This is a genomic window from Amphritea atlantica (genome assembly GCF_018860855.1).
Lineage (GTDB): Bacteria > Pseudomonadota > Gammaproteobacteria > Pseudomonadales > Balneatricaceae > Amphritea > Amphritea atlantica_A.
The window spans coordinates 212,517-228,269 of the sequence record NZ_JAHKQE010000030.1; the positions used below are offsets into that span (position 1 = coordinate 212,517).

Genomic DNA, 15,753 nt, shown 5'->3' on the forward strand with positions numbered 1-15,753 from the left:
ATGTTTGATTTACATAGATCGTGAAATATCGCGTTTAGAGTGCACGCGCCAAGCGGGCGACCGCTTCAGGAAACAGCTCTGGATCGGTATTGCTAAAATTGAGCCTCAAGGAATGGTCTTCTTGATTGCTGCCGGCAGGATAAAATGCAGCACCCGGTACCACGGCCACCTTCTGCTGCAGTGCTCGCGCAGCGACTTCGCTGCCATTTCCCTCGGTTAGCGTAATCCAAATAAACATCCCACCCTCGACGGTATCGAACGATATTCGGTCACCCAGTTGCTGAGTTAATTCCGAACTTAGATGTTGATAGCGATCTTGATAACCACGACGCAGGCGAGTTAGGTGGTCAGGGAACTCTGGATGATTCAGTAACGCATTGATGATGGCCTGCTGCGGTATCCCGGTATGTAAATCAGTGGCTTGTTTAATTCTTTCTGCGATCGCAATAAATTCTGCAGGGCCGCTCATCGCACCGACTCTTAGGCCCGGAAAGCCGATCTTAGAAAATGACTTAAGGCTGATGCTCTGCTCGGGGCAAAGATCACTGAGTGATCCCAACTGCTCACCCGCAAAGCGCAACTCCCGATATGGGGCGTCTTCAACGAGGGTTACACCATAGTGACGACATAAGTTGGCGACGGCGATTCGAGTCTCTGTTGACCATACCCGTCCGGTCGGGTTGTGGAAATCAGGTACGCTATAAAACAGCTTAATATTTCCCGCTTTAAAGTAGTCTTCTAGCTGATTCAGATCTGGTCCAGTGGTGTGACTGGTTAAGGGGCAGACCACCGCACCGGTTAATTGAAAAGCTTGCAGTGCGCCAAGATAGGCGGGTACTTCTGCAATAACCTTATCACCGGGCTCTAGCAGTGCGCGAGCGATCAGGTCGAGTGCTTGTTGACTGCCGTTACAGATTAACCAGGGTTTAGTGGTGGGCGACGCTTGATTTAGGGTTTCAATGAGTGGTCCATAGCCTTGACTATTACCGTATTGAAACAGCTGAGGGTTGTCCGCCAGAGAGTCGCAAGTCGCGCGGACCAGTTCAACGGGTAGTAAAGAGGAGGCGGGTAGGCCACCTGCCATTGATATCATTCCCGGTTGTCCGGCGGTGCAGAGAATCTCCCTTATATAAGAAACATCTAGGGATTCTGCGTATCTTGCAAACTTCATGATCCTTTCCTGGTGGGGTAGTGCTATTGAATAAATGGGTTGAGTGGTCGTGAGCGTTAATTCTGAGCGATAAGAGGGTATCGTTTGGAATGAGCTGTTGAGCGCTTATCTGAGTGTATGCTTGAGGAGAAAATCAGAGTTATCTATTTATGCTTTAATATTTATCTGTTTATGCTTTTTGTTGGATTTCTAAGCGATACAGATGTTGTTAATGAGTGGGGTTGGTGGCTGAAATGAATCGCGATAGCGCGACACATTGATTCGGCTCAAGTTGTACGAAATTAGCCACTATTTATGAGATACCCTAAGCGTGCAAGCCTATGCAACCGGTGCGCTATGGTTTTACAATGATAGAAGCTCCTAATGATGAATAGAGAACATAACGTGTTTTAGGAGCATGATGTCGGCACCCGTCGGTGTTAAAAGGATTATTGGCCTATCAGCCAGCTATTTTAACCTGCTATCGTTTTTACAATAGGTTTATAGTGTTGACAATAATAGCGTCAGAATAGTGTTGCATGACGCAATGGTATACCTGGAAGGTATTATGGAATTTAAAGATTATTACAAATTACTCGGGGTTGAGCCTGATGCGGATGGCAAAACCATAAAAGCCGCCTATCGTAAGCTAGCGCGTAAATATCACCCTGATGTGAATCCAGAAGCGGGCGCGGAAGATAAATTTAAAGAAGTCGCCGAGGCCTATGAAGTCTTAAAGAATGCTGAACGTCGGGCTGAGTATGATGAGTTACGTCGCTATGGCGGGCAGCGAGATCAAGGCTTTGAACAGCCAAGAGGTCGGCAACGGGGTCAGTCATCTGCTGACTTTGAAGGTGATTTTGCTGATTTTTTCAGTTCTGCTTTTGGCAATAGAGGGAATCGTAGTAGCGGTTTTCAAGGTTATAGCGACTTTCAGCAATCGGCTGCCCGTGGGCAGGATGTTGAGGTTGAGATGCCGGTGTTTCTGGAAGATATTATCTCCGATGTACAAAAAACCATCGAATATCGCATACCTGCTTATGTCAATGGTCAGGTAACAGAAGTTAAAAAATCACTAAAAGTGAAAATTCCCAAGGGTGTTTCAGATGGTGGTCGGGTTCGCTTAAAAGGGCAGGGAGCACCTGGGCAAGGTGATGCGCCTAACGGTGACCTTTACCTGCATATTCGAATTGTGCCTCACCCTATCTTCGATGTCGAAGGGCATAACTTGCTAATAACCGTACCTATTGCGCCTTGGGAAGCGGCATTAGGGGCGAAAGTTAAACTGCCTACACTGACTGGCAAGATTAGTTTAAGCGTGCCACCCAATAGTCAATCGGGCCAAAAATTACGTATTAAAGGCAAAGGCTTGCCAATGAAAAATGGCACTGGCGATCTGTATGTTATCTTTAAGATAGTCATTCCCGAACATACTAATGAAGAATCAAAAGCGTTGTGGCAATCGTTGTCTGATATCTCAGCTTTTGATCCCAGAACTGAATGGGAGAAACCAAATGTCTGATATCGTGCTGAAAGTGTCATTACAAGAGTTATGCGTGCAGGAAGGGATCACCGAAACCATGGTGCTTGAGGTCGTTGAGCACGGGATTGCCGAACCCTTCGCTGGCCAAGACGTCAATGACTGGATATTTGAGTTAAACAGCGTTCATTGGATGAAGAAAGCGATACGGCTATATCATGACCTTGATATAGATTGGGTATCGGTCGCGATAGTCATTGACCTACTGAAGCAAAAAGATGCTTTGTTGAGAGAAAATGCCTGTTTAAAAAATCAATTGGATCGCTTTGTCAGTGATGTAACTGATTTACGTTAATGAGATTTAACGAGCAGGTCTTTGCGCGTCTAAATTGACGTCGTTGTCTGCCAGCCCCTTTAATGCGATATAGCAAGATTTCTTGCATTTAAGGGGCATTACTTCTGCTCTTAGCCGGTGTAAAAAAGGAGGATCATTACCGCCCCTACCTTTTTGAATATAAAAAAATAGCCTATGCCCAGCATTCAGCAAAAAGCGCGTATTAATGATGTTTTACATCGGATTCATCGTGATCTGAGCGCGCCATTAACGGGTGCTGGATTAGCGCGTGTCGCTGCCTATTCAGAGCAGCATTTTCATCGGTTATTTAAAACAGTAACAGGCGAATCCCTGCATCGCTATATTCGTCGCGTCCGTTTAGAGCATGCGGCCAATCTCTTGATGTTTGAGCCATTAACGACAGTACGGGATATCGCTTTGAAGTGTGGCTATAACTCCTTAGCATCCTTTACCCGTGTTTTTACTGAACAATTTGGTGTTACCCCTGGACGTTGGCGACAACAGGAGCGGTTTAGACGGGAGCCCTATCTAAGCGATCCTGAGATCGCGGCAGGAGCCAAACGCGTGGCTGCATTGCCGCTACCTCAGCCGGATCTTATTGAGTTATCAGATCAACCGGTCGCGTATGTTCGGCATCTAGGCTATGACCGCTCAATCCGCTCGGCTTGGCAGATCCTTCAAGCTTGGGCTGCGGCTGAGCATCGGCCCTTCACTCATCAGATCGGTTTACATCATTCCAATCCTGCTTGGACGCCTTTAGAGTCATGCCGTTACGTTGCCTGCCTAGGGGTTGATAGCGCTGTTCCTCGTCGCGGAATGGTCAACTCAATGTTGATTCCAGGGGGGCTACATGCACGCTTTAAATTTACCGGCCAATATGGCGAACTGCTGCCTTGGATTAATCGGTTGCAGGATGAATGGTTGGCTAATTCGGGCTTGAAAATCGGCGCATCACCTGCGTTTACCGAATATCAACGTAATCAGTTTATCGACCCACTGGAACAGTTTGAGTTGTATTATTATCAGCCAGTCTCATTCTATTAAACAGACGGGTTTAACTTAAGGAATTTAGCATGAATATAGTGGTCAGTCGGACTGATTTACCGCAGCAGGCCGAAGTCGTTAGACTTTATCGCGCTAACGGTTGGGCGGCCGCGGATAAGCCGACACAATTAATGGCGGCGTTGGCGGGTTCGCATACCTTGGTGACGGCTCGACTCAATGGTCAACTGATCGGTTTGGGTAATGCGATCTCCGATGGTCACCTGGTAGTTTATTATCCGCACTTGCTAGTGATGCCTGAATATCAGAGACAAGGGGTTGCTAAACAAATGATGGGGGTGTTACAACAACCCTATCAGGGATTTCATCAGCATATGCTGGTTGCCGATGGTGCCGCCGTCGGTTTTTATCAAGCGCTGGGCTTTTGCCGTGCGGGTGACACTGAACCGATGTGGATCTACAGCGGAACGGATCATTAGTCCCTCATGTAACGACTAGCTCTCTGAAGGCTAGTTTTTTATTCTGCATAGCCGTCATAGAGCGGTTTGATTCACAGGTGAAATGCTTGAGCTATCCCCGTTTAACACGTTTAGTCCCTCTGTTGTTTGTGCTGCTGTGGAGCACTGGCTTTATCGGTGCGAAGTATGCGTTGCCCTATATCGAACCGTTTTATTTGTTATTCGTTCGTGTGCTGATGACCCTGGTGGTGTTTTTTGCACTGGCCTTAGTCTACCGCTCTCGCTGGCCATCGCTTAAGCAAGGTGGGCACCAAGCTGTGACCGGACTGTTGGTGCACGGTTGTTACCTCGGAGGAGTCTTCGCAGCTATTAAGTGGGATATGCCGGCCGGTATTACGGCGATTATCGTTGGCTTACAGCCCTTGTTAACATCGTTGATTGGTTGGCAGTGGTTGGGAGAGCGATTGCGAATGGTCCAGTGGACGGGCCTGTTTCTAGGGTTGGTCGGGGTGGCGCTAATTCTCTTAAATGGACAACAGAGCGAGGCGTTGGTGATACATCCTGAAGCCATTGTGTCAGTGCTGATTGCTTTGGTGGCTATTTCAGTCGGCACGCTTTATCAGAAAAAGTTTGGCGGTCAGGTTGATCTACTGACCGGCGCGATCTGGCAGTACCTGTCAACGGCGATGCTCATGGGAGTATTGGCCTTTGTGTTTGAAGAGCGTCAGGTTGAGTGGAATATGACGCTGATGTTGTCTCTCGGCTGGCTAGTGTTTGGCTTGTCGATCTCGGCGATATTACTGTTAATGTTTATGATTCGTGAAGGTGAGTCAGCACGGGTGGCCAGTTACTTTTATCTGGTGCCGCCGGTGACCTCAGTGGAAGCTTGGTTGCTCTTTGGTGAAGCATTAAGTTGGATTCAAGTGGGGGCCATTTTCGTAACGGTTTTCGGTGTTTATTTAGTGTTGAAACCCGGTAGACGAGAACTAGCCTGACGAGGCGCCATGAGTGCGACAGGGTAGCGGTAGGGCTTCAATAGGGATATCGAAGCACATGGGGGCAAAGTGAATACTGATATTATTGTTGTTTTTGCGCTACTGCTAACCACGATCGGCCTGTTTATCTGGGACCGTATCCGCATGGATATGGTTGCCATGATGGTTGTGGTGGTTTTGGCTTTGTCCGGCATTATCACACCCGCCGAAACCGTGTCTGGATTTGGTCAATCACTCGTCGTGATGATTGCCGGTTTATTTATAGTCGGGGAAGGGTTGTTTCGTACCGGTGTGGCCGCGGCGGTGGGTGGCTGGATTATGCGTATGGGTGGGCAGAGCGAGAAACGCGTCTTGTTGGTGCTTATTCCGGTTGTTGCGGGTATGTCGGCGGTGATGAGCTCCACGGGAGCGGTGGCCTTGTTTATCCCTGTGGTGCTCAGTATCTGCCGGACGGCCAAGCTTCAACCCTCCCATCTGTTGATGCCGTTATCTTTTGCCTCATTGATTGGCGGTATGATGACGCTAATCGGCACGCCCCCTAATATGGTGGCCAGTACCCAACTCCATGCCGCGGGACTTGAGCCATTCGGTTTTTTTGATTTCACGCCTATCGGTGCCGTGATTCTTGTTTTTGGTACCCTATATCTTGTTTATATTGCCCCCCGATTACTTCCCGATACCGCTGTGCGGTCAACGGTGCACCCTCGTTTAAAAGAGTTTGCTGAACGCTATGGCATCGAAGATAGTCTTCACTGTTTGCGGGTCAGAAAAGATTCTGAGCTGGTGCATCATTCAGTTTCTGATCTACTGTTGCGAACCCGTTTTGAGGTGACCGTGTTTGCGATTCGGCGAGATGGCAAATTGGTTTCATCGCTGATGCCGGTACTCAGCGAAACCCTGATAGAAAGTGGTGATGTGCTACTAGCCTATGGTCAAGCGGAAGGGATTGAACAGCTCTGTATTGAAACCGGCTGTTTGTTTTTAGGTTTCCCCGCAGAAGAGCGTACTCGTATGGATAAAGAGTTCGGTGTCGCTGAGGTGTTGTTACATGGTCGCTCACCGATGATCGGTAAAACCATTAAGGGTGGTCGTTTTCGCGAACAATATAATCTCAGTGTGATTGGGGTGTTACGTGCGGGCAAGCCGCTAGCGACCCGCTTTGATGGTGAGACGTTACAGTTTGGTGATACTTTGCTCTTGGCCGGAGGCTGGCGCTATATCGAGGCATTGGAGGAGCGGCATAACTTTGTCATGCTGGAAGCGCCAGCCGAGATGACCGAAACCTCAGCCCGTTGGGGGCGCGCACCGGTTGCTTTGATCATTATGCTGCTGATGTTGGGGCTAATGATAAGCGGCGTTCTGTCGAGCTTGGCGGCTATCCTGTTGGCAGCCATGGCGATGATTCTCTCTGGTTGTCTTACGATAGACGAAGCCTATAAATCGTTGAATGCTAGTAGTCTGGTATTGATTGCCGGGATGTTGCCACTGGCCTTGGCAATGCAAAAAAGCGGTGGGCTGGATTTAATAGTCTCTGCTTTGCTGGCGCTATTGGGCGAAAGTGCTCCTATTCTGATCTGTGCGGCGTTGTTTGTGCTGACCTCAGTGCTGAGCCAATTTATCTCCAATACGGCGACTACGGTGTTGATCGCACCCATCTCCATTGCGATTGCACAGGGACTCGGACTAAGCCCTGAGCCTTTTATGATGACCATCGCGATTGCGGCATCAACGGCGTTTTCTACTCCTATCGCATCACCCGTTAACACCCTGGTATTGGTGCCAGGGCATTACCGTTTTATCGATTTTGTTAAGGTGGGTTTACCGTTGCAGCTCATGTCGATGATAATTACCTTGGTGATGACGCCGATAATTTTTCCATTTTAGGTCTGTATTTTGAAATGAAGTCTGTATTATCTGCCCTGAGATCAGATAACTATTTTATAGGCTAGTGAATAATGAGTGAACGTGAATACCGTACCGTTAAGGCATCGCAAACGGTTTTGAAAGAGCTGATGGTGCCTTCTTATGCGAATTTTGGCGGTAAAGTTCACGGCGGGGTGATTCTTTCGCTGATGGATAAGATCGCTTATACCTGTGCGGCGTCCCACGTTAAGGGTTATTGCGTCACGGCTTCGGTCGATTCGGTTAACTTTCTTAATCCGGTGGAAGTGGGCGAACTGCTAACCCTATCGGCTTCGGTTAACTATGTTGGGAATTCATCCCTTGAGATCGGTATTAAAGTGATCTCAGAAGATTTTCGGCTGGGCATTGTTAAGCATACCAATACCTCTTATTTCACCATGGTAGCAATGGATGAGGATACCCGTGCGCCGATTCCTGTGCCCGGTCTAATCCTCGAAGATGATCGGGAGATTAAGCGTTTTATCGAGGGACGTATTCGTAAGCAGCTTAAATCATCACACCGTGCTGAGATGAAAAAGATCCGCCGTAATCTCGACCTAGCCACCGAGATTAAGTCCCTTGATGGAGAACATTGCCGTATTAATCAATCCTGATTAGGCCGTAGGTGTTGTGCTGCTGTTAGCTGGATGCTCTGGCGTAATGCTTTCTAAGTAGGGCGGTAATGGCATGCTAATAAAATGCTCTCGGGCCAAGCTTAGCAGGGTCGATGCCGCGGGGCTGAGGGAACGGCCCTTACGGCTAACTAAGCAGACCTCTCGTCGCATCAGCGGTTCAATCAGTGGAATAAAGCGTAACTCCTTAAATGATTCGGTGCTGGCAGCCAGCGCGGGCAGCACTGAAATGCCGATGCCTTGGCGAATAAGCGCTGCAAGTCCCGCCGGATTAGATACTTCTAAAATAGCTTTTTGATCTGACAGCAGTAACTGACCTGCTTGGCGGAATTGGTTGAGCTGTGCGCGAATTCCCGTATCGGCCGACAGAAATAACAACTCCTCTTGAATTAACTGTTGCCATTGAATGCTGGATTCACCCATAAAAGGGTGGGCGGCGGGCACAACTACCCCATAACGATCTGACAGTACCGGCTGATAGTTGAGTTCCGGATGGCCCGAGTGGTTGGCACCAATACCAAAGTCCACATCATTATCGAGTACCCGCTGCTCTATCTGTCCGGCACTATCATCTCGCAATGAGATAGCAATGTCGGGATATTGTTGACGATAATCGTCGATCACCGGTGGTAGCAGACGGCTAATGGTCGAAGGTGAGGCGGCAATAGCCACCTGTCCCTGTTGCTGCCCAGCAATGGCTTGTAGGTCGCCGATCGCGGTATCGAAATCAGAAATCAGTTTTTCGGCCACGGGGCGAAACTGCTCTCCTTGCAGCGTTAACAATACCCGCCGTGTGGTGCGATCGAACAGGATTAAACCGACCGATTGCTCCAGCTGTTTAATGGTTGCTGTGAGGCTCGATTGGGTCAGATGTAGCCGGCTGGCGGCTTGGGTAAAGCTGCCACAATAAGCCACTTCGGCGAAGGCACGTAGGTGTCGAATCGATAGGTTTGTATTCATTTATCGTTTTAAACTATTAATTAATTATATTTTATCGTTTGAATGATAAATGATATTTCTGCATTATGACCACCTATTTATATGCCAGACGTAACAGGTTGAATCGATGATTCCACGTATAGCCGAAGTACACATTACTGAACAGCTCTATCTTGATTTTATAGAAGTCTTAAAAATCAATGGTTTTAAAGGTGAAATTAATCCTGATTATGCAAGCAGAGTGGTGTTGTCGACGGATAACAGTATCTATCAGGTGTTGCCTCAGGGCGTTGTTTTTCCGCGCACCGTTGATGATTTAGTGGTGTTGGCCCGTCTCGCTGAGACGCCAAGGTTCAAAGAAGTTGTCTTGAGTGCTCGCGGCGGCGGTACGGGTACGAACGGTCAATCGTTAACCGATGGCCTGATTGTCGATATTTCCCGGCATATGAATCAGATTCTTGAAATCAACGCCGAAGAGCGTTGGGTGAGAGTGCAGGGGGGCGTGGTAAAAGACCAGTTGAACGCGGCACTCAAACCTTACGGGTTATTCTTTGCACCGGAGCTATCCACCAGCAACCGAGCGACCATTGGCGGCATGATTAATACCGATGCGAGTGGTCAGGGTTCCTGCATGTACGGTAAAACCCGAGATCATGTGCTGGAACTCAGTTCGGTGTTTCTCGATGGTACTCTGTGGCATTCAGCCCCATTAGATGATGCAACCCTGGAACAGATTAAGCAGCGTGATGATCGAGTGGGAGAGGTGCATCGGGTGGTTGATCAGGTCTTCACTGAACACCGTGAACTGATCGATGCTAAGTTTCCGAAACTCAATCGCTGTCTCACGGGCTATGATCTGGCACATATCCGTGATGAACAAGGGCGTTTTAATTTGAATTCGGTGCTTTGCGGTGCCGAAGGCTCATTGGCCTTTATTGCGGAAGCGAAGCTCAATGTTTTACCCATTCCCAAATATTCCGCTTTGGTGAACCTGAAATATGCCGGTTTTCAGGACTCCCTCGAAGATGCTGCCAAGCTAATGGCGTGGGGGCCCACCTCTATTGAGACGGTTGACTCCAAAGTACTCAATCTGGCGATGAACGATATCGTTTGGGATAGCGTGAAAGCGTACTTCCCCCAAGCGGAAGGCGAGCCGACGATTCAGGGGATCAACCTCGTCGAGTATACCGGTGATGATGAGGATGAACTGCAGCAGAAGATCGCCAAGCTGACCAGCTATCTGGACAGTGTTTCAGGCGAGCCTGGTCAATCGTTCGGTTACTCCGTGGTGATGGGCGCTGCTGAGGTCAGCAAAATCTGGGGTATGCGGAAGAAGTCCGTCGGCTTGCTGGGTAATGGTAAAGGCGAACAGCGGCCGATTCCGTTTGTCGAAGATACGGCTGTACCGCCAGAAAACTTAGCCGCTTATATCAAAGAGTTTCGTGAGTTGTTAGATAGCCATAATTTGGCCTACGGTATGTTTGGTCATGTGGATGCTGGGGTGTTGCATGTACGTCCAGCGATCGATATGAAGGATGAGGTGGAAGAGAAACTCATTCGGGTGATCTCCGATGGCGTAGTTGCCCTAACACAGAAATATCATGGTTTGATCTGGGGCGAACACGGTAAAGGAGTGCGGTCTGAATATGCGCCAGCCTTCTTTGGTGAACTGTACCCTCAACTACAGGTCATTAAGGGTGCTTTTGACCCAGCTAACCAGCTGAACCCCGGTAAGATCTGTACGCCGCTGATCGATGGCGCTGAGCTGTTGAAAATCGATGCGGTACCGACCCGCGGCCAGCATGATCGGCAGATTCCGGCGGTAGCACGCGATGAGTATAAACAGGCGATGTTCTGTAACGGTAACGGCGCTTGTTATAACTACGACCCTAAGGATGCGATGTGTCCTTCTTGGAAAGCCACTCGGGAACGTAAACATTCCCCTAAAGGGCGCTCATCTCTGATTCGTGAATGGTTACGGCTGATGTCCCTGCAGGGCGTCGATATTGTAGCGGAAGGGCGTAAAGCGCGTTATGGCTCCTTTATGAGCAGTTTGCCGGGGCGGATCAAGAATAGCTGGAAAAAGAAACAGGGAGAATACGACTTCAACAATGAAGTCCATGAAGCGATGATGGGTTGTCTGGCCTGTAAATCCTGTGTTGCCCAGTGCCCGATCAAAGTGAATGTGCCGGATTTCCGTTCCCGTTTTCTCGAGGCTTATTACAGTCGTTACCTACGTCCGATGAAGGATTATATGGTCGGTGGGCTGGAGTTTATGATCCCTTATTTGGCCCGTTTTCCCGCGCCATATAACTGGATGATGAATAACACGCTGATGAAAGCGGTCTTTCGTCGCTGGGTCGGCATGATGGATAGCCCGCCAATCTGCACTAATAGTCTCAAGCAGGGCATGGATAAGCGAGGTGTGTTATTTGCAACACCGGATAACCTCTCGGCGATTACGCCGGATCTGCGTGAACGGTCGGTGATCATTGTTCAGGATGCCTTTACGAGCTATTTTGAAACCCAGTTGGTGCTGGATGTGATCGATCTGCTTAACCGTACCGGCTTCAATGTACTGGTGGCACCCTTTAAACCGAACGGCAAACCACTGCACGTACACGGTTTTAAAGCCGCTTTTAATAAAGCCGCCGATGCGAATACTCAGATGTTGCAGACGCTCGCCACCAGTGGCATTCCGATGGTGGGGGTCGATCCTTCGATGACTCTGACCTATCGCCAAGAATACGTCGATGATGGTACGCGCCAGCAAGTTAAGGTGGAGTTGATTCAGGAGTGGCTCGCTAGGCATACAGACCAGTTAGCTGAAACGGGCGCTCGCTTGTCTAACCATGAATTTAAGCTGATGGCTCACTGTTCTGAGAAAACCTCTGCGGCGGCCTCAATGACCGATTGGAAGCAGATCTTTCAGGCACTGGGGCAATCGCTGGAACTGCAGGCGACTGGTTGCTGCGGCATGGCAGGAACCTATGGCCACGAAAGCGAAAATTATGAAACCTCGCGTAAAATTTATGATCTGAGCTGGCATGAGGTGGTCAATGATCCTGCCAATGAGGGTAAGTTAGTCGCCAGTGGATATTCTTGCCGTAGTCAGGTGAAGCGGTTGGATGATAAGCAGTTGCCACATCCGATACAGGCGTTGTTAGCCTTGGTGAAACAAGGCTAATCAGGACTGATGAGTTGATGAGTTAACAATGAAACCGGATGACTAGTGTGTTGTCCGTTTTTTTTCCTTCTGAGCCAGCTGGTATTGTTTGTCCATTGCGCCATATTGCCGCTCATAGGATTGTGGATCCGAACGCCAGAGTCGATAAAGTTTGCGGTCATGACTGGCCATCGGCGGTGGATTGAGTTTACGTCGCTGAATGGCTTGCCAGGTGACGGGGGCAAACGCCAGAACAATAAACAGAACTACGATGATGTATTGATAGTTTTCCATTATGTGTCGATCCGGTGTTTGGTTGGGGCAAAGTCACGAACATCAAGGATGTTAGTTGCTTTGATAAGCGTTGGTCTTTTGAATAAACGAATTTAAGGATTGTACACCAATGAGTAGAGCGGATCTCTGGAACAATCGTTACCTGGATAAAAGCAGCGCTATTCCTAGCCTGCCTCAAGAACTACAAGCATCACTGGCATTGTTACCGGTGGGTCGAACGCTTGATCTGGCCTGTGGTGATGGTGCCGCGAGTCTCTATCTTGCTGAAAAAGGGCATCAGGTAGTCGCTGTTGATTTTGCGGTTGAAGGTTTGCTGCGCTTACAGGGATTTGCTGCTGAGCGGCATCTTGATATTGAAACGCGGGAGATTGACCTGTCTGCGACAGAGGCTTTAGAGCCTTTGGATGACGAATTCGATAATATCGTGATACTACGTTACCTGCCTGAGCCATCGCTGTTACAGCAGCTATCAGAGCGTATGAAACCCGCTGCTCGGTTATTGATTCAAACTTTTAATGTTGAGCACCATCGGCAAACCGGCTTTCCTGAACGGTTTTGTTTGCAGGCTGATGCGCTCAGTCAGGCATTGCCTGAGTTATCGTTACAGGCCTATGATAATGGACAGTTACAGGGATCGGTTTTTGACCGTTACCTTTTTGTCGCTAAATAGCGGTTTTAGGTCACTGTTTTTGCGCCTATAGTGCAAGTGCAAAAAAACGTAGAATGAGCGATTATACCCGCCGAATGACGGTTTAATTTAAGGAGTATCCCCGTGGAAGATTTATTACCCGAACTGTGTGATCAGTTTCCTGACCTAGTACAGGTGGTAGAACCAATGTTCGGCAACTTTGGTGGTCGTGAGCATTTTGGTGGCGAAATTGTCACGCTCAAAGCATTTGAAGATAATTCGCTCGTGCGGGAGCAGGTAGCGCTACCCGGTGAAGGGCGGGTGTTAGTTGTTGATAGTGGCGGCTCTCTGCGACGTGCAATGTTAGGCGATATGCTGGCTGAAAAAGCCTCCCTCAACGGTTGGGCGGGAATTATCATCTACGGCTGTATTCGCGATGTGAATGCTATTGGGGATATTGATTTAGGGGTGCAAGCGTTAGCCACTCATCCGATGAAAACCGATAAAAACGGCCTTGGTGAACTCAACGTTCCATTAACCTTCGGAGGCGTCACCTTTAAGCCGGGTCATTATGTCTATGCGGATAATAATGGCGTACTGGTTTCACCTGAAAAGCTAGAATTGGCTGATACTGATAGCTAAAAGGCGTTAATACAGATACAAAAAAGCCGCGGTCGAATACTATTCAACGGCGGCTTTTTTACTTGTTACTGACGCTAAACGGCCTGTGACTTGCTTTTAGTACTTTCCGGTTAAAGCGTTTTGCTTGATGCTTTATTCTTCAGCAATCAAAGTACCTTTGATTTGATAAGCTTTGCCTAGGAAGAAGGCCAGTTCTACACCGTCTTGGTTACTGAGTGTTACATCATATACGCCGGTTCGACCGCTACGTGAGCGTTCTTGTGCTATCGCTGTCAGTGTGTTGCCTTCAAACCCGGGGGCGATAAACTCAATGTTACAACCGCTAGCAACGGTTGCACGATTATAGCTATTGCAAGCATGAGCAAAGGCGGTATCGCACAGCGCGAACATCATTCCACCATGACAGGTCGCATGACCATTGAGCATATCTTTACGTACGACCATGGTCAGTTTGGCATAGCCAGGGCCGACTTCTTCAATGTTCATGCCCATTCCCTGAGCGGTGTGATCATTGAGGTGCATGGCGGCACTGGAGGCTTCTGCCAACTGTTGTGGCGTCATTTCGCTAGGCTTCATGCTGCGCCTCCTGCAACTTTACGTAATAAGAGTGGGGATGCGCGGTAGCGATCTTCACCATAAGCATCCATTAGATTATCGAGTACATCCAATGCATAGCTAAGCTCTAAGTTGTTAACCCACTCGATTGGGCCACAGGGGTAGTTCACGCCGCCCTTCATGGCGATATCAACCGCAGCTTCATCGCATACCTGTTGATTCACGGCATCAAAGCCTTCATTTGCCAACATGCAAACGGTTCGCATGACCACCATGCCGGGAATATCGTCAATAACGCTAACCGACTTGCCAATCGCTTGGAATAAACCAATAGCTGCTTGCAGGGCTTCGTCCGAGGCTTGATCCGCCGGTGCTAAGGCGATACGTGTTGAACGGCTGTAATCCAGCGCGAGATCGAAATTGATCAGATTCGGGCGCATGGTTTCACTGGCCCGCATAGTGGTGAATTGACCATTGGATAACATCAGGGTGGCATCCCCAATAGTGATCATCCCTTCCACTTCATCATTATCGGTGCGTTCAACCTGAATGCCCGCTTGTTCAAACAGTGCTAATAAGGGTTCTGCGACCCCTAGTTCACCTTCAACGATGATTGACTTGGGAGCGGGGCATGGCGCAGCGGTTTTGGCTTCAGGCTTTAGCGCACCTTCGCTGTAATCGTAAAAGCCACGGCCTGTTTTACGCCCTAGGTGTCCGGCATCGACCAACTCTTTTTGAATCAGCGAGGGGAGAAAACGTTGGTCATTATAAAAAGCTTCAAACACAGAGCAGGTGACGGCGTAGTTAACATCGTGACCAATCAAGTCCATCAGTTCGAAAGGCCCCATGCGAAAACCGCCACACTCACGCATCAGCGCATCGATGGTGGCGATATCGGCAGCACCTTCCTGTGTGATACGTAGACCTTCGGCATAGAACGGACGCGCAACACGGTTAACGATAAAGCCGGGAGTCGACTTTGCCATAACCGGCTGCTTACCCCAACGGGCGGATAACTGATAAATATCGTTAGCAATGCTGGGATCGGTGTCCAAACCACTGATGACTTCCACCAGTTTCATGACCGGAGCGGGATTGAAAAAGTGCATCCCCACTAAATTTTGTGGGCGCTTCAAGGTGGCGCCGATGGCGGTGACCGAAATGGACGAGGTATTGGTTGCTATCACCGTATCGGTGGAGCAGATCTCTTCGAGTTGACCAAATACTTGTTGTTTAATATCTAGGCGTTCGACAATCGCTTCGATGATTAAAGCTGCAGGTGCAAGCGCGGTTAATTCAGTGACCGGGGTGATACGCGCAACTAAATCATCGGCTGCCTGCTGGCTCATCTTACCGCGGCTAACTTGGCGGGAGAGTCCCTTGGCGGTGTTATCTATGCCCCGTTGTGAAGCACCCTCTGCCGTATCAAAGAGCAACACCGGATGACCGGCACTCGCTGCTACCTGTGCAATACCGGCACCCATGGTACCCGCACCGATAACGGCAATAATAGAATCCGTATTAAAACGACTCATGTGAAAATCTCCAATATTCG

At 48.9% G+C, this 15,753-nt stretch carries 15 protein-coding genes; 10 read left to right on the top strand and 5 right to left on the bottom strand.

Annotated elements, in window-relative coordinates; all coding sequences use genetic code 11:
* Positions 1-34: 34 nt before the first annotated feature.
* Positions 35-1,171 (bottom strand): PLP-dependent aminotransferase family protein, encoded by a 1,137-nt coding sequence (locus KO512_RS14300; protein ID WP_215953027.1) that lies wholly within the window; start codon positions 1,169-1,171, stop codon positions 35-37.
* A gap of 547 nt (positions 1,172-1,718) precedes the next feature.
* On the opposite strand from KO512_RS14300, the gene KO512_RS14305 reads away from it, so the two are divergent.
* The 7 genes from KO512_RS14305 to KO512_RS14335 all read left to right on the top strand — a co-directional run bounded on the left by KO512_RS14305 (position 1,719) and on the right by KO512_RS14335 (position 7,956).
* Positions 1,719-2,672 carry a DnaJ C-terminal domain-containing protein gene (locus KO512_RS14305; protein WP_215953028.1) on the top strand — a complete coding sequence of 318 codons (954 nt, stop codon included), beginning with the start codon at positions 1,719-1,721 and terminating at the stop codon, positions 2,670-2,672.
* Entirely contained in the window at positions 2,665-2,985 is a 321-nt protein-coding gene (locus KO512_RS14310) for a chaperone modulator CbpM (RefSeq protein ID WP_215953029.1), read from the top strand. Before KO512_RS14305 ends, KO512_RS14310 begins: the two co-directional genes overlap by 8 nt.
* A gap of 174 nt (positions 2,986-3,159) precedes the next feature.
* On the top strand, positions 3,160-4,029 hold the full coding sequence (locus KO512_RS14315; protein ID WP_215953030.1) for an AraC family transcriptional regulator: 870 nt from the start codon (positions 3,160-3,162) through the stop codon (positions 4,027-4,029).
* A gap of 29 nt (positions 4,030-4,058) precedes the next feature.
* The gene (locus KO512_RS14320) at positions 4,059-4,466 is read left to right on the top strand and encodes a GNAT family N-acetyltransferase (RefSeq protein WP_215953031.1); all 408 of its coding nucleotides are present in this window, start codon (positions 4,059-4,061) and stop codon (positions 4,464-4,466) included.
* An 86-nt stretch (positions 4,467-4,552) separates the two neighbouring features.
* A complete protein-coding gene (locus tag KO512_RS14325; protein ID WP_215953032.1) occupies positions 4,553-5,440 on the top strand; it encodes a DMT family transporter in 888 nt (295 codons plus the stop codon).
* Between the two features lie 69 nt (positions 5,441-5,509).
* Positions 5,510-7,324, top strand: a complete 1,815-nt coding sequence (locus KO512_RS20515) for an SLC13 family permease (protein ID WP_215953033.1) — start codon at positions 5,510-5,512, stop codon at positions 7,322-7,324.
* A gap of 71 nt (positions 7,325-7,395) precedes the next feature.
* Positions 7,396-7,956: an acyl-CoA thioesterase gene (locus KO512_RS14335; RefSeq protein WP_215953034.1), complete on the top strand. Its 561-nt coding sequence runs from the start codon at positions 7,396-7,398 to the stop codon at positions 7,954-7,956.
* Here the strand turns inward: KO512_RS14335 and KO512_RS14340 are convergent, their stop codons facing one another.
* Positions 7,957-8,934, bottom strand: coding sequence for a LysR family transcriptional regulator (locus KO512_RS14340; RefSeq protein ID WP_215953035.1), 978 nt, complete (start codon positions 8,932-8,934; stop codon positions 7,957-7,959). It lies immediately after the preceding gene.
* Between the two features lie 106 nt (positions 8,935-9,040).
* Here KO512_RS14340 and ydiJ point away from each other — a divergent pair, with 106 nt between their 5' ends.
* On the top strand, positions 9,041-12,100 hold the full coding sequence (gene ydiJ, locus KO512_RS14345) for a D-2-hydroxyglutarate dehydrogenase YdiJ (RefSeq protein WP_215953036.1): 3,060 nt from the start codon (positions 9,041-9,043) through the stop codon (positions 12,098-12,100).
* Positions 12,101-12,142: 42 nt separating this feature from the next.
* On the opposite strand, the gene KO512_RS14350 is transcribed toward ydiJ, so the two are convergent.
* Positions 12,143-12,373, bottom strand: a complete 231-nt coding sequence (locus KO512_RS14350; protein WP_252735028.1) for a hypothetical protein — start codon at positions 12,371-12,373, stop codon at positions 12,143-12,145.
* Between the two features lie 109 nt (positions 12,374-12,482).
* Between KO512_RS14350 and KO512_RS14355 the strand changes: the two genes are divergently transcribed.
* A complete protein-coding gene (locus KO512_RS14355) occupies positions 12,483-13,043 on the top strand; it encodes a class I SAM-dependent methyltransferase (RefSeq protein ID WP_215953037.1) in 561 nt (186 codons plus the stop codon).
* 102 nt (positions 13,044-13,145) lie between these two features.
* Positions 13,146-13,643 carry a ribonuclease E activity regulator RraA gene (gene rraA, locus KO512_RS14360; protein ID WP_215953038.1) on the top strand — a complete coding sequence of 166 codons (498 nt, stop codon included), beginning with the start codon at positions 13,146-13,148 and terminating at the stop codon, positions 13,641-13,643.
* A 132-nt stretch (positions 13,644-13,775) separates the two neighbouring features.
* Here the strand turns inward: rraA and paaI are convergent, their stop codons facing one another.
* Both paaI and paaH read right to left on the bottom strand, forming a co-directional pair.
* Complete coding sequence (paaI, locus tag KO512_RS14365; protein ID WP_215953039.1) at positions 13,776-14,219, bottom strand: hydroxyphenylacetyl-CoA thioesterase PaaI; 444 nt, start codon at positions 14,217-14,219, stop codon at positions 13,776-13,778.
* A complete protein-coding gene (paaH, locus tag KO512_RS14370) occupies positions 14,216-15,733 on the bottom strand; it encodes a 3-hydroxyacyl-CoA dehydrogenase PaaH (protein WP_215953040.1) in 1,518 nt (505 codons plus the stop codon). Before paaH ends, paaI begins: the two co-directional genes overlap by 4 nt.
* Positions 15,734-15,753 lie beyond the last annotated feature (20 nt).

Bases quoted from the DNA above. Each gene is read 5' to 3' on its own strand.
- KO512_RS14350 (WP_252735028.1), bottom strand. From the start codon at position 12,373: ATGGAAAACTATCAATACATCATCGTAGTTCTGTTTATTGTTCTGGCG.
- KO512_RS14305 (WP_215953028.1), top strand. From the start codon at position 1,719: ATGGAATTTAAAGATTATTACAAATTACTCGGGGTTGAGCCTGATGCG.
- KO512_RS14340 (WP_215953035.1), bottom strand. From the start codon at position 8,934: ATGAATACAAACCTATCGATTCGACACCTACGTGCCTTCGCCGAAGTG.
- paaH (WP_215953040.1), bottom strand. From the start codon at position 15,733: ATGAGTCGTTTTAATACGGATTCTATTATTGCCGTTATCGGTGCGGGT.
- KO512_RS14320 (WP_215953031.1), top strand. From the start codon at position 4,059: ATGAATATAGTGGTCAGTCGGACTGATTTACCGCAGCAGGCCGAAGTC.
- KO512_RS14310 (WP_215953029.1), top strand. From the start codon at position 2,665: ATGTCTGATATCGTGCTGAAAGTGTCATTACAAGAGTTATGCGTGCAG.
- KO512_RS14355 (WP_215953037.1), top strand. From the start codon at position 12,483: ATGAGTAGAGCGGATCTCTGGAACAATCGTTACCTGGATAAAAGCAGC.
- ydiJ (WP_215953036.1), top strand. From the start codon at position 9,041: ATGATTCCACGTATAGCCGAAGTACACATTACTGAACAGCTCTATCTT.
- KO512_RS14335 (WP_215953034.1), top strand. From the start codon at position 7,396: ATGAGTGAACGTGAATACCGTACCGTTAAGGCATCGCAAACGGTTTTG.
- KO512_RS14300 (WP_215953027.1), bottom strand. From the start codon at position 1,171: ATGAAGTTTGCAAGATACGCAGAATCCCTAGATGTTTCTTATATAAGG.
- KO512_RS14315 (WP_215953030.1), top strand. From the start codon at position 3,160: ATGCCCAGCATTCAGCAAAAAGCGCGTATTAATGATGTTTTACATCGG.
- paaI (WP_215953039.1), bottom strand. From the start codon at position 14,219: ATGAAGCCTAGCGAAATGACGCCACAACAGTTGGCAGAAGCCTCCAGT.